6 protein-coding genes, 1 tRNA gene and 2 rRNA genes are annotated in these 14,425 nt (G+C 69.8%); 8 read left to right on the top strand and 1 reads right to left on the bottom strand.

Annotated elements, in window-relative coordinates:
- From C1I97_RS16285 to C1I97_RS16270, 4 genes are all read left to right on the top strand, one after another.
- Positions 1–97, top strand: a 23S ribosomal RNA gene (locus tag C1I97_RS16285); the annotation flags it as partial.
- Between the two features lie 105 nt (positions 98–202).
- A 5S ribosomal RNA gene (gene rrf / locus C1I97_RS16280) occupies positions 203–319 on the top strand.
- A gap of 114 nt (positions 320–433) precedes the next feature.
- Complete coding sequence (locus C1I97_RS16275) at positions 434–1,114, top strand: DegT/DnrJ/EryC1/StrS family aminotransferase (RefSeq protein ID WP_181446748.1); 681 nt, start codon at positions 434–436, stop codon at positions 1,112–1,114.
- A gap of 41 nt (positions 1,115–1,155) precedes the next feature.
- Positions 1,156–1,231: transfer RNA gene (locus C1I97_RS16270), tRNA-Thr, on the top strand.
- Positions 1,232–1,289: 58 nt separating this feature from the next.
- On the opposite strand, the gene C1I97_RS16265 is transcribed toward C1I97_RS16270, so the two are convergent.
- Complete coding sequence (locus C1I97_RS16265; protein ID WP_258382595.1) at positions 1,290–3,926, bottom strand: SpoIIE family protein phosphatase; 2,637 nt, start codon at positions 3,924–3,926, stop codon at positions 1,290–1,292.
- Between the two features lie 529 nt (positions 3,927–4,455).
- Between C1I97_RS16265 and C1I97_RS16260 the strand changes: the two genes are divergently transcribed.
- The 4 genes from C1I97_RS16260 to C1I97_RS16245 form a co-directional block, all read left to right on the top strand.
- Positions 4,456–9,981, top strand: coding sequence for a HAMP domain-containing protein (locus C1I97_RS16260; protein ID WP_111003939.1), 5,526 nt, complete (start codon positions 4,456–4,458; stop codon positions 9,979–9,981).
- 291 nt (positions 9,982–10,272) lie between these two features.
- Positions 10,273–10,953, top strand: coding sequence for a response regulator (locus tag C1I97_RS16255; RefSeq protein WP_111003938.1), 681 nt, complete (start codon positions 10,273–10,275; stop codon positions 10,951–10,953).
- Positions 10,954–11,129: 176 nt separating this feature from the next.
- Entirely contained in the window at positions 11,130–13,859 is a 2,730-nt protein-coding gene (locus C1I97_RS16250; RefSeq protein ID WP_181446747.1) for a DNA translocase FtsK, read from the top strand.
- Positions 13,860–14,137: 278 nt separating this feature from the next.
- The coding region (locus C1I97_RS16245; protein ID WP_146608226.1) for a helix-turn-helix domain-containing protein at positions 14,138–14,425 on the top strand (288 nt) is incomplete at its 3' end.

The following is a 14,425-nucleotide window of genomic DNA, read 5'->3' as shown; positions in this document are numbered from 1 at the left end:
GTAAGGCTCCCAGCAGACGACTGGGTTGATAGGCCGGATCTGGAAGCACCGCAAGGTGTGGAGGTGACCGGTACTAATAGGCCGAGGGCTTGTCCCCAGGTGCTCGCGTCCACTGTGTCGGTTCTGAGGCAACGAACGGTTGCCGGCTTTGAGCAGAACAGACAATTGAAGAGTGTGCTTGTTCGCTCGAAACCATTAGGGTTTCGGTGGTCATAGCGTGAGGGAAACGCCCGGTCACATTCCGAACCCGGAAGCTAAGCCTCACCGCGCCGATGGTACTGCAGGGGGGACCCTGTGGGAGAGTAGGACACCGCCGAACAAATATTGAGAGGGTTGGACCCAGAACTTCGGTTCTGGGTCCAACCCTTTTTTGTTTTCCGTCACTTGGCGTTCACATTGCCCAACCAGCATCCGGCTCATGGGTACTGCTGCACTGCTCAGGGCTGCCGGTGTCGGAGCCGGTGACGAGGTCGTCGTGCCGGCGTTCGGCAATGCGGAGGTCGCCGAGGCCGTGGTCCAGGCAGCTGCGCTGCCGGTGTTCGCCGACATAGATCCGGTGACGTACTGCCTCGATCCGTTCGCCGTCGAGGCCGCCGTGACCCCCCGTACGGCGGCGGTCGTTGTCGTACACCGCTTCGGCCGATCGGCCGCCATGGGAAGGCTGCACGAAGTCGGCCGGCGGCACGGGCTGCTGGTGCTGGAGCAGGGCGAGCCGGAGGCGCCGTACGACGAGATGGCGCAGCGCAGGGAGCGTGCCGCCTATCTGGACGCGAAGCTGCGGGGCGTACGGACGCCGGACGGAGGCGACGGGCACACCTATCAGCAGTACGTGGTGCGCGTCCCCGGAAACGGCCGGCCGGACCGGGACGCCTTCGCACGAGCCCTACGGGCCAAGGGTATTGACTGCCGTGTGCCCGTGAAGACGCCTCTGCACCGGCTGCCCGGGTTCCGCCGGTGCGTGTCCCTGCCGGAGACCGAGCGGGCCGCCGAGGAGACGCTGGCGCTGCCGGTGCACGCTTCGTTGACGCGGCGGGACATGCAGCGGATCGTTTCGGCGTGCAACGCGCTGGGGGGCCCGATCATGGTTGGGAGCAGGGCTCTGTTCGGGGTATGATCTACTCCGTTGCCGCGGGGGAAACCCCGAAAAGGCGACCGGCCCCTATAGCTCAGTCGGCAGAGCGTCTCCATGGTAAGGAGAAGGTCAACGGTTCGATTCCGTTTGGGGGCTCCAGCAAGAAGGCCCTCGCCCCATCCGGGTGAGGGCCTTTCGCATGCCTTGCCCGCCCGTCCTACTTGTGCAGGCCCGGGACACGCATGGCGAGAATCGCCATGTCGTCGGACGGGGCGTCCGAGGCGAAGCGCTCCACAGCGCGCATGATGCGGGCCGCCACCGCGCCGGCCGTCAGGCCCGTGCAGGTGGTGAGGACGTCCGCGAGACCGTCGTCGCCCAGCATGCGTGTGCCCTCGCGGCGTTCGGTGACGCCGTCCGTGACGCACAGCAGGACGTCGCCGGGATCCAGCGTGACCGTCTGCTCGTACAGCTCCAGGTCCTCCATGACGCCGAGGAGCGGCTGGGGCTCGGCGGCCGGTTCCACCGTGCCGTCCTGGCGCAGGCGCAGCGGCAGCGGGTGGCCGGCGCAGACGACCTTGAGCTGGGCGCTGCCGTCCTCCTGCGGCCACAGCTCGCCGTACAGGAGCGTGAGGAAGCGGCTGCGGGCGCCCTCGTCGAGGATGGCGGAGTTCAGGCGCTCCAGTACCGCGGGGCCGCCGAAGCCCTCGCGGGCCAGCAGCCTGAGCGCGTGCCGGGCCAGGCCCGTCACCGCGGCCGCCTCCGGGCCCGTGCCGCAGACGTCGCCGATGGCGAAGCCGTAGGCGCCGTCCCGGATCGGGAAGAGGTCGTAGAAGTCGCCGCCGACCTCGTTGCCCTCGCCGGCCGCGCGGTAGATGACGTCCACCTCCACACCCTCGACGTGGGGGAGTCCGGGCGGCAGGAGACTGCGCTGCAGGGACTGGCTGATGGCCGTGCGCTCCGAGTAGAGGCGGGCGTTGTCCAGGGCGAGGGCGGCGCGGCGGCTCAGGTCCTCGGCCAGTTCCAGGATCTCCTGGCGGAAGTGCTCGTCGGAGGGCTTGCCGAGCGTGAGCATGCCGATGACGCGGTTGCGGGCGACCAGCGGCAGGACCACCGTCTCGCCGCCGACCGCGGAGGCCGTGGCCAGCGTCGGTCCGATGGTCGTACCGATCCGGTGGTGCGAGTCGCCCAGGCTGAGGCTGCGCATGGAGGTGCGCAGGGCCGCCTGGTGGGCGGCCACGCCGGGCGCGTTCCACACCCGGGCGCCGGGGGTGGGTACCGGGTCCGGCGGCGGGATCTTGGACAGCAGGGACTTGATGCCGTCGATCAGTTCCTCGTCCTCGTGCAGGACGTAGGACAGGTAGGGCTCGGAGGCCTGGTCGGCGATCGTGTAGACGGCGCACCAGGTGGCCAGGGTGGGGACCGTCATCTGGGCCATCAGGGCGAGGGTCTGGTCCCGGTCCAGGGTGCCGGCCAGCAGGTCGGAGGCCTCGACGAGGAAGCTGAGGGAACCGCGGCGCAGCCGTTCCAGCTCGCCCAGGCGGGCCGACTCGACGGCCAGGGCGATGCGGTCGGCGGCGAACTGCAGGCGTAGCGCCTCTTCGTTGGAGTATCTGCCGGGTGCCTCCGCGGCGACGCCGAGGGAGCCGGTGAGGCGGCCCTCGACCTTCAGCGGGACCGTGACGACCGAGCGCATGCCGGTGTTGCTGAGGAGGGGTACGGCGCCGGGGAGGACGGTGAGGTCGTCGTGGACGGCCGGCATACGGGCCGAGCCGTAGCGGCCGGGGCCCGCATCGACGGGGACGCGGGCGAAGCGCTGGCGGACGGAGGGCAGGCCGGTGGAGGCGCGGACCTCCAACTCCGTCTCGTCGTCGGTGGCGAGGAGGAGGAAGGCGGCGTCGCCGTCGAGCATGTCGCGGGCGCGCTCGACCGTGCGCTGCAGCAGGCCGTCGAGGTCGTCGGGGGCGGGGGAGCCGATGAAGACCTCGAAGGGGTCGGTGCTCGGGCCCTCGGGTGCGCCGCCCGCGTCGGTGGTCGCCGTCGGGCGCAACGGCGTCTGCAGTACGGCCCGTTCGTGGTCCCGGACGAGCAGGCAGACCGTGGAGGGCTCGCCGCCCGTGTCGCGCACGCGGAGGTGGGAGGCGTAGACGGGGATGACGCGGCCGTGGGCGCCGCGGATGCCGTAGCTGCCTTCCCAGCGGGAGAGTTGGAGCGCCTCGGCGATGCCCGTGCTGGTGCCGGGGGTGTGCGGCCAGGCCGCGAGGTCGGTGAGCGGTTTGCCGGTGACCTGCTCGGCGGCGTAGCCGAAGAGTTCCTCGGCGTCCTCGTTCCAGGCGGCGATGGAGCCGCCGCGGTCGATCTGGACGACGGCCACGCGGACCCGGCCGTCGGCGAGCGGGAGGAGGTCGGCGGGCAGGGAGGGGCCGGCGGTGCGGGTGCCGACCGGGCGCTCGGGCAGGTCCAGTCGGAACCAGACCTTCTTGCGCGTGGGCGTGTACTCCACGCCCCAGCGGCCGGCCAGGGCCGCGCACAGCTGCAGGCCGCGGCCGCCTTCGCGGTCGGGGCTGCCCATGTTGACCGCGGAGCTCTGGACCGGGATCTCCCGCTCCGGATAGCGGTCGGAGACCTCGATCCGTACCCCGCCGTCACTGCGCAGGCACAGCACGTCGGCGGCCGTGCCGGCGTGGACGACCGCGTTGGTGACCAGTTCGCTGGTGAGGACCACGGCGTCGTCGACGATGTCGCCGAAGCCCCAGCCCTGAAGGGTGTCACGGACGAAGGAGCGGGCGGTCGCGACCGATCGCCCCTGGGGCTCGAAGCCGGCGGCCGCGCGCGCGGTGATCACAGAACTCCCCATGTGTCGGCGTCCCCTGCCTCCCATGCCCGATTACCCTGCTCGCCCGCTACAGGGTAGTGGGGCCGTCGGCTCGGTGTTCAGGGGTATCCCCATGAGGGACGTCCTTGAACACCGAGGTGACGCGTCTCGCGTCACAGGTCGGCCCATGAGCTTCGACGAAGCTGCCGAACTGTTTTGAACCCTCCCCCGGCTGAAACAGGGGGATTCCTGGCTCAAGCAGCTCATTCGCTCAGCGAACGAACGAGTCTGACGCCCCCAGCACCAGCCGGGACGGAACCTGCCCGGCTGCACAACGAGGGATGTTCGTCGTGGGTTACGGTCATGGGCCGACGCGCCCGGTGCGTCATGGTGAAACACTGGGCAGGCTTCTGGTGAAGGTCGGAGCAGGCTGAGTGTGTTCTTCGCACCCGGGGCAGCCACCCTTGGTGTGGCCTGATTGCATCGGGCGGATACACGCAGCAGTAACTGGTACGTCGAACGGTAGTACTGGGGCACAGCAGCAACGGTCGACCCCTGCGGGAGGGACACAGTGGAGTCTGGCGCAGCGACGCGGAGCACGAGGACGCGCGCGAAAGGCGGACAGTCCCTGAAGGAGCAGCGTAGAACCCGCAAGGGTACGACAGAGGTGGACACGGCCGCCCTGAACCGGCTGCTGACCGCTCTGACGTCGATGCGCGACGGCAATTTCCGCAAGCGGCTCACGGTGTCCGGGGACGGCGTGATGTCGGAGATCGCGGCGGTCTTCAACGAGGTCGCCGACCGCAACCTGCATCTGACGGGCGAGCTGTCGCGCGTGCGACGCGTGGTGGGGCGTGAGGGGAAGCTCACCGAGCGGCTGGAGACGGGCGCCTGCGAGGGCTCCTGGGCGAGCGCGATCGACAACTCCAACGCGCTCGTCGACGACCTCGTACGGCCCGTCTCCGAGGTCGGCCGGGTGCTCTCCGCGGTCGCCGAGGGCGATCTGTCGCCGCGCATGGAGCTGCGCACACAGGTGTCGGAGGGTGCGGGGCAGCCGCTGCGCGGCGAGTTCCTGAAGGTCGGGCGGACGGTCAACAACCTGGTCGACCAGCTGTCGACGTTCACCGACGAGGTCACGCGCGTGGCCAGCGAGGTGGGCACCGAGGGCAAGCTGGGCGGGCAGGCGCGGGTGCGGGGTCTGTCCGGTTCGTGGAAGGATCTCACCGACTCCGTCAACACGATGGCGTCCCGGCTGACCGCGCAGGTGCGGGACATCGCGCTGGTCACCACGGCGGTGGCCAAGGGCGACCTGTCACGGAAGGTCACCGTGCATGTCGCCGGCGAGATGCTGGAGCTGAAGAACACCGTCAACACGATGGTCGACCAGCTCTCGGCCTTCTCCTCCGAGGTGACGCGGGTCGCCCGTGAGGTGGGTACGGACGGCATCCTCGGCGGCCAGGCACACGTGCCCGGGGTCGACGGCACGTGGAAGGAGCTCACCGACTCGGTGAACCTGATGGCCGGCAACCTGACGGCCCAGGTGCGCGGGATCTCGCAGGTCACCACCGCCGTCGCCAACGGCGACCTGTCGCAGAAGGTGACCGTGCCCGCGCGCGGCGAGGTCGCGCAGCTCGCCGAGACGATCAACCAGATGACCGAGACGCTGCGGATCTTCGCGGACGAGGTCACGCGTGTGGCCAGCGAGGTGGGCGCCGAGGGCCGGTTGGGCGGTCAGGCGAACGTGCCGGGCGTGGCCGGCACCTGGAAGGACCTCACCGACTCCGTCAACACGGTGTTCCGGAATCTCACCACACAGGTGAGGGACATCGCCGCCGTGACGACGGCCGTGGCCAGTGGCGACCTGTCGCAGAAGGTCACCGTCGACGTGGCCGGCGAGATGCTGGAGCTGAAGAACACCGTCAACGGCATGGTGGACCAGTTGTCGTCGTTCGGTGCCGAGGTCACGCGGGTGGCGCGGGAGGTCGGCGTCGAGGGCGAGCTGGGCGGTCAGGCGCAGGTGCCGGGCGCGGCGGGGACGTGGAAGGACCTCACCGACTCCGTCAACACCGCGTTCCGCAACCTCACCGGACAGGTCAGGAACATCGCCCAGGTGACGACGGCCGTGGCCAACGGTGATCTGTCGCAGAAGGTCACCGTCGACGTCTCCGGCGAGATGCTCAAGCTGAAGAACACCGTCAACACGATGGTGGACCAGCTCTCCGCCTTCGCCGACCAGGTCACCCGGATGGCCCGGGACGTGGGCACGGAGGGCCGCCTGGGCGGTCAGGCGGACGTGCCGGGCGTGTCCGGTACGTGGAAGGAGCTCACCGACTCCGTCAACTTCATGGCCGGCAACCTCACCTCCCAGGTGCGGCAGATCGCCCAGGTGACGACGGCGGTGGCCCGCGGCGACCTCTCCCAGAAGATCGACGTCGACGCGCGCGGGGAGATCCTGGAGCTGAAGAACACCATCAACACGATGGTCGACCAGCTCTCCGCCTTCGCTGACCAGGTCACCCGGGTCGCCCGCGAGGTGGGCACGGAGGGCCGCCTGGGCGGCCAGGCCCAGGTGCCCGGTGTCGCCGGTGTGTGGCGGGACCTCACGGACTCCGTGAACGGCATGGCGGGCAACCTCACCGCCCAGGTGCGCAACATCGCCCAGGTCGCCACCGCCGTGGCCCGCGGTGACCTCTCCCAGAAGATCACCGTGGACGCGCGCGGGGAGATCCTGGAGCTGAAGAACACCCTGAACACGATGGTCGACCAGCTCTCCTCGTTCGCCCAGGAGGTCACGCGCGTGGCCCGTGAGGTGGGCACCGAGGGCATTCTCGGCGGTCAGGCCGAGGTCCAGGGCGTCTCCGGCACCTGGAAGGACCTCACCCAGTCCGTGAACTTCATGGCGAACAACCTGACCATCCAGGTCCGCAACATCGCCGAGGTCACGACCGCCGTCGCCAAGGGCGACCTGTCGAAGAAGATCACCGTCGACGCCAAGGGCGAGATCCTCGAACTCGTCACCACCGTCAACACGATGGTCGACCAGCTCTCCTCGTTCGCGGAGCAGGTCACGCGCGTGGCCCGCGAGGTGGGCACCGAGGGCATCCTGGGCGGCCAGGCGCACGTGCCGGGCGTCGTGGGCATCTGGAAGGACCTCAGCGACAACGTCAACCTGATGGCGAAGAACCTCACCGTGCAGGTGCGGAACATCTCCCAGGTGGCCGCCGCCGTCGCCAACGGCGACCTGACCCGGACGGTGACGATCGAGGCGCGCGGTGAGGTCGCGCAGCTCGCCGAGACCTTCAACACCATGGTGAAGACACTGAGTTCGTTCGCGGACCAGGTCACCAAGGTGGCCCGCGAGGTGGGCACGGACGGCATCCTGGGCGGTCAGGCGCACGTGCCGGGCGTGGCCGGCACCTGGAAGGACCTCACCGAGTCGGTGAACCAGATGGCGTCCAACCTGACCGGCCAGGTGCGCAACATCGCCATGGTCACCACCGCCATCGCCAAGGGCGATCTGACGAAGAAGATCGACATCGACGCGCGCGGGGAGATCCTCGAGCTCAAGACGACCATCAACACGATGGTCGACCAGCTGTCGAGCTTCGCCGAGGAGGTCACCCGGGTCGCCCGGGAGGTGGGCACCGAGGGCCAGCTCGGCGGTCAGGCACGCGTGCGTGACGTCGACGGCACCTGGCGGGACCTGACCGAGTCCGTGAACGAGATGGCCGGGAACCTGACCCGGCAGGTGCGCGCCATCGCGCGCGTGGCGACCGCCGTGACCCGCGGCGATTTGAACCTGAAGGTCGACGTCGACGCGTCCGGCGAGATCCAGGAGCTGCAGGACACGGTCAACAAGATGATCGCCAACCTGCGCGACACCACGATCGCCAACAAGGAGCAGGACTGGCTCAAGGGCAACCTGGCCCGGATCTCCGCGCTGATGCAGGGCCGGCGGGACCTCCAGGACGTGGCCTCGCTGATCATGAGCGAGCTGACGCCGGTGGTCTCCGCGCAGCACGGCGCGTTCTTCGTCGCGATGCCGCTGGTCGACGGCACGGACCTCGTCGGTGAGGAGGAGGGCGAGGACTCCTACGAGCTGCGGATGCTGGGCTCCTACGGCTACTCGATGGGCTCCATGCCGACGTCGTTCCGGCCGGGTGAGGCGCTGATCGGGACGGCCGCGCAGGAGAAGCGCACCATCCTGGTGGAGGACGCGCCCAGCGGCTACCTGAAGATCTCCTCCGGGCTCGGCGAGGCGCCGCCCGCGCAGGTGATCGTGTTGCCGGTGCTGTTCGAGGACACGGTGCTCGGCGTCATCGAGCTGGCCTCCTTCACGCCGTTCACGCACATCCAGAAGGACTTCCTGAACCAGATCGCGGAGATGATCGCCACCAGCGTCAACACCATCTCCGTCAACACCAAGACCGAGCAGCTGCTGAAGCAGTCCCAGGAGCTGACCGAGCAGCTGCGCCTGAGGTCGGAGGAGTTGGAGCAGCGGCAGAAGGCCCTGCAGGCGTCCAACGCCGAACTGGAGGAGAAGGCCGAGCTGCTGGCCCAGCAGAACCGCGACATCGAGGCGAAGAACTCCGAGATCGAGGAGGCCCGGCAGGTCCTGGAGGAGCGCGCCGAGCAGCTCGCGGTCTCCATGCGCTACCGCAGCGAGTTCCTGGCCAACATGTCGCACGAGTTGCGCACGCCGCTCAACTCCTTGCTGATTCTCGCCAAGTTGCTCGCCGACAACGCCGAGGGCAACCTCTCCCCGAAGCAGGTCGAGTTCGCCGAGACCATCCACGGCGCGGGCTCCGACCTGCTCCAGCTGATCAACGACATCCTGGACCTGTCGAAGGTCGAGGCGGGCAAGATGGACGTCTCCCCGACGCGCATCGCGCTCGTCCAGCTGATCGACTACGTGGAGGCCACCTTCCGCCCGCTGACTGCGGAGAAGGGCCTGGACCTGTCGGTGCGGGTGTCGCCGGAGCTGCCCGCCACCCTGCACACCGACGAGCAGCGGCTGCTGCAGGTGCTGCGCAACCTGCTGTCCAACGCGGTGAAGTTCACCGACTCCGGGTCGGTGGAGCTGGTCATCCGTCCCGCGCGGGACGACGTTCCGCAGACCATCCGGGAGCAGCTGCTGGAGGCCGGCTCGCTGACCGACCCGGACGCGGCGATGATCGCCTTCTCCGTCACCGACACCGGCATCGGCATCGCGGCCAGCAAGATGCGGGTGATCTTCGAGGCGTTCAAGCAGGCCGACGGCACCACCAGCCGCAAGTACGGAGGCACGGGCCTGGGGCTGTCCATCTCGCGCGAGATCGCGCAGCTGCTCGGCGGCGAGATCCACGCGCAGAGCGAGCCGGGCCGCGGCTCGACGTTCACGCTGTACCTGCCGCTGCACCCGGGCGACCTGCCGCCGCAGGGCTACCAGCAGCCCAGCTCCGTGCTGGACGCCGACGAACTGGTCGCCGCGCCTGAGCAGGGCCCGTCCGGGCAGGCCGCCGCGCAGGCCGAGACGCCGGCGGAGGTGAAGTCGTACCAGGAGACGCAGAGCGGCCCCGCCGCGCTCTTCCGGCGCCGCCGCAAGGCCCTGCCCGCCGCCGGCCGGCGGTCGGCGCAGCAGGGGCCGCAGGACCAGCCGGGGCAGGTGTCGCAGGAGCAGTGGACGGCGGGGGCCGCCGCGGAGGCGGACACGGTCGCGGGGGGGAGCCGGGGCATCCGGTTCGGCGGCGAGAAGGTGCTCATCGTCGACGACGACATCCGCAACGTGTTCGCCCTGACCAGTGTGCTGGAACAGCACGGACTGTCCGTGCTGTACGCCGAGAACGGCCGCGAGGGCATCGAGGTCCTGGAGCAGCACGACGACGTGGCGGTCGTACTGATGGACATCATGATGCCCGAGATGGACGGTTATGCGACGACCACGGCGATCCGGCGGATGCCGCAGTTCGCCGGGCTGCCGATCATCGCGCTGACCGCGAAGGCGATGAAGGGAGACCGGGAGAAGGCGATCGAGTCGGGCGCCTCCGACTACGTGACCAAGCCCGTCGACCCCGATCACCTGCTCACCGTGATGGCGCAGTGGATGAGCCGGGAGTGACGACGGACCGGTGGCGGGAACCTTCCGGGTGCGCGCGGAGTTGTTGACTCGGGGTGCCCGAAGCCGTGTAGAAGTGCGGGATTCGGGGAACCTTCTGGTCTCCCCCCGCGTTTCTGCTATGTGCACAGTGACATCACGGTGACAGGGTGTGGCGACGGGCGGGGTGCGGCTACGATGACCGGCACAAGGGCGGACGGCACAAGGGAGTCGTCCCCCGGGGCGGCACCCGCCGGTGCCTCCCCGATTCCTGCGGACAGGGGCGGCCCCAAGCCGGGGCGAGGAGGGCGGGCCATGGTGCAGAAGGCCAAGATCCTCCTGGTCGATGACCGGCCGGAGAATCTGTTGGCGCTGGAGGCCATCCTCTCTGCGCTCGATCAGACGCTGGTGCGGGCATCGTCCGGGGAGGAAGCGCTCAAAGCACTGCTCACGGACGATTTCGCGGTCATTCTGCTGGACGTCCAGATGCCGGGCATGGACGGCTTCGAGACGGCCGCGCACATCAAGCGGCGGGAGAGGACCCGGGACATCCCGATCATCTTCCTCACCGCGATCAACCACGGCCCGCACCACACCTTCCGTGGCTATGCGGCCGGCGCGGTGGACTACATCTCCAAGCCGTTCGACCCGTGGGTGCTGCGCGCGAAGGTCTCGGTCTTCGTGGACCTGTACATGAAGAACTGCCAGTTGAAGGAGCAGGCGGCCCTGCTGCGGCTCCAGTTGGAGGGCGGCGGCAAGGGAGCGGTCGGCGACGGCAAGGAGTCGGCCGGCCTGCTCGCCGAACTCTCCGCCCGCCTCGCCGCCGTCGAGGAACAGGCGGAGGCCCTCTCCAAGCAACTCGACGACGAGTCCGCGGACGCGGCAGCGGTGGCCACGGCAGCCCACCTGGAACGCAAACTGACGGGGCTGCGCCGGGCCCTGGACGCACTGGAGCCGGGGACGGGGAGCGCCTCGTCGGTTTCCTCCCAGGGGTGAGCCGGAGCTGCCGACCGGGGCCGGGCACGGGCGCCAGGCGTGCGAGCCCGGTGAAGGGCGACTGCCGTACGGTCTCTTGAGGGCGCGTCAGTTCGGAGCCTCTCCGTGGGCGACACGAACGGGTGAAGCCCTGGGCACACGTGTCCGCCGTCGTCTCCACCGGTAACCTCGCACCCATGGCCTCACGTCCCTCCGCAGCCAAGAAGCAGCCCGCGAAGAAGTCGGCCGCTCCCGGGGCGGCTCCGGCGAAGAAGGCCGCTGCGAAGAAGGCCGCCGCCAAGAAGGCGCCGGCCAGGAAGGCCGCGGCGGGAAGGCCCGCGCCCAGACCGGCGCCCAATCCGACCGGGGGTGTGTACCGGATCGCGCGCGCCCTCTGGCTCGGGCTCGCGCACGCCGTCGGCGCCGTGTTCCGCGGCATAGGGCAGGGCGCCAAGAACCTCGACCCCGCCCACCGCAAGGACGGCGTCGCCCTGCTGCTGCTCGCCGTCACCCTGATCGTCGCCGCCGGCACCTGGGCCGATCTGAGCGGGCCCGTCGGCGACCTGGTCGAGATCCTGGTGACCGGGGCCTTCGGCCGCCTGGACCTGCTCGTGCCGATCCTGCTCGCGACGATCGCCGTACGCCTCCTCCGGCATCCGGAGAAGCCCGAGGCCAACGGACGTATCGTCATCGGCCTGTCCGCGCTGGTGATCGGCGTGCTCGGGCAGGTCCACATCGCCTGCGGCTCGCCCGCCCGCAGTGACGGCATGCAGGCCATAAGGGACGCCGGCGGGCTCATCGGCTGGGGTGCGGCGACCCCGCTGACGTATGCCATGGGTGAAGTCCTCGCCGTACCGCTGCTGGTGCTGCTCACCGTGTTCGGCCTGCTGGTCGTCACCGCCACCCCGGTCAACGCGATCCCGCAGCGGCTGCGGCTGCTCGGAGTGAGACTCGGCCTCCTGCCCGACCCGGAGGGCGCCGAGTACACCGAGGACGACGTCCGCTACGACGAGCAGTGGCGCGAGGCGTTGCCCGCGCGCTCCCGCAAGCGCCGGGGCGCCCCCCGGGAGTACGACCCCGACGGCGCCGAGCAGGAGGTCCTCTCCAAGCGCCGCGGCCGTCCCCGGCGCTCGGCCGTGCCGCAGCCGGACATGGAGCGGCAGATGGACGCCGTGGACGTGGCCGCCGCTGCCGCCGCCGCGCTCGACGGAGCCGTCCTGCACGGCATGCCGCCCTCGCCGGTCGTCGCCGACCTCACCCAGGGCGTCACCGTCGCCGACCGCGGGGAGACGACGACCCCGGCCCCCGTGCCGGCCGCGCGGACCCAGCAGACCGCGCCCGCCCGGCGCCCCGCGCAGGAGGAGCCGGCCGGGGTCCCCGACCTCACGAAGACCCCGCCGCCCCGGACGAGGGAACTGCCGCCGCGCGCCGAACAGCTCCAGCTGTCCGGTGACATCACCTACTCCCTGCCCTCCCTCGACCTGCTGGAGCGGGGCGGCCCCGGCAAGGCGCGCAGCGCGGCCAACGACGCCATCGTCGACGCGCTCACCAACGTCTTCACCGAGTTCAAGGTCGACGCCCGCGTCACCGGGTTCACGCGCGGGCCGACGGTCACACGCTACGAGGTCGAACTCGGGCCCGCCGTCAAGGTCGAACGGATCACCGCGCTGACGAAGAACATCGCCTACGCCGTCGCCAGCCCGGACGTGCGGATCATCAGCCCCATCCCCGGCAAGTCCGCGGTCGGCATCGAGATCCCCAACACCGACCGGGAGATGGTCAACCTCGGTGACGTACTGCGCCTGGCGGAGGCGGCCGAGGACGACCATCCGATGCTGGTCGCGCTCGGCAAGGACGTCGAGGGCGGCTACGTGATGGCCAACATCGCGAAGATGCCGCACATCCTGGTCGCCGGCGCCACCGGCTCCGGCAAGTCGTCCTGCATCAACTGCCTGATCACCTCGATCATGATGCGGGCGACCCCGGAGGACGTCCGCCTGGTCCTCGTCGACCCCAAGCGCGTCGAACTGACCGCGTACGAGGGCATCCCGCACCTGATCACGCCGATCATCACCAACCCCAAGCGGGCCGCCGAAGCGCTGCAGTGGGTCGTGCGCGAGATGGACCTCAGATACGACGACCTGGCGGCGTACGGCTTCCGGCACATCGACGACTTCAACGAGGCCGTCCGCAACGGCAAGGTGAAGGCGCAGGAGGGCAGTGAGCGCGAGCTGCAGCCGTACCCGTACCTGCTGGTGATCGTCGACGAGCTCGCCGACCTGATGATGGTCGCTCCGCGCGACGTCGAGGACGCGATCGTGCGCATCACCCAGCTCGCGCGCGCGGCCGGCATCCACCTGGTGCTCGCCACCCAGCGGCCCTCCGTCGACGTCGTCACCGGTCTGATCAAGGCGAACGTCCCCTCCCGGCTCGCCTTCGCCACCTCCTCGCTGGCCGACTCGCGCGTCATCCTCGACCAGCCGGGCGCCGAGAAGCTGATCGGCAAGGGCGACGGACTGTTCCTGCCGATGGGCGCGAGCAAGCCGACCCGTATGCAGGGCGCGTTCGTCACCGAGGAGGAGGTCCAGGCGGTCGTCCGGCACTGCAAGGACCAGATGGCGCCGGTCTTCCGGGACGACGTCGTCGTCGGCACCAAGCAGAAGAAGGAGATCGACGAGGACATCGGCGACGACCTCGACCTGCTGTGCCAGGCGGCCGAGCTGGTCGTCTCCACGCAGTTCGGCTCCACCTCCATGCTGCAGCGCAAGTTGCGCGTCGGCTTCGCCAAGGCCGGGCGGCTGATGGACCTGATGGAGTCCCGGGGCATCGTCGGCCCCAGTGAGGGGTCCAAGGCGCGTGACGTCCTGGTGAAGCCCGACGACCTGGACGGCGTGCTGGCCGTGATTCGCGGAGAGTCCGAGGGGTAGCAGAAGGAGATCGTCCGGTGGATGCGCTCGCCGCGGGTGGGTACGTGGACCGTGATCCACCCGTTAGCGAGCGGCGGGCAACCGTTTCCCCTGGACGTACGTCAAGTTGGGCAGGAGGACCGGTGCGAGGCCGACCCTGGGCGCGGCACCTGTCCCACCATCGGACTGTCCGGCCATTCCGATGGCGTACAAAGTCCTACCGCCGGGTCGCTCCACCCTCTGCACCAGCCTAGACTGAATCTCCAGCACAGGCGGCTACACGCTCGAAAGGCGCCCCCGTGTCCATCGGCAACTCCCCTGAAGACGAGCGTCCGTTCGAAGACGTATCCGAGGAAGTCCGCCCCTCCGTCGGCCGCGCCCTGCAGCAGGCGCGGATCGCCGCCGGAATGACCGTCGAAGACGTCAGCAGCGCCACCCGGGTCCGCACGGCCATCGTGCACGCCATCGAGGCCGGTGACTTCACCCCCTGCGGCGGTGACGTCTACGCCCGTGGGCACATCCGGTCCCTGGCGAAGGCCGTGCACCTCGACCCGGCCCCGCTGCTCGCGCAGCACGAGGCCGAGAGC

The sequence above is a fragment of the Streptomyces sp. NTH33 genome (assembly GCF_003236365.1).
Taxonomy (GTDB): Bacteria; Actinomycetota; Actinomycetes; order Streptomycetales; family Streptomycetaceae; genus Streptomyces.
Note: the sequence above shows the minus strand (reverse complement) of the source record. Positions and strands in the feature narration are given on the sequence as shown.

Coding starts and splice junctions, on each gene's coding strand:
- C1I97_RS16265 (WP_258382595.1), bottom strand. CDS start 3,926: ATGGGGAGTTCTGTGATCACCGCGCGCGCGGCCGCCGGCTTCGAGCCC.
- C1I97_RS16255 (WP_111003938.1), top strand. CDS start 10,273: ATGGTGCAGAAGGCCAAGATCCTCCTGGTCGATGACCGGCCGGAGAAT.
- C1I97_RS16250 (WP_181446747.1), top strand. CDS start 11,130: ATGGCCTCACGTCCCTCCGCAGCCAAGAAGCAGCCCGCGAAGAAGTCG.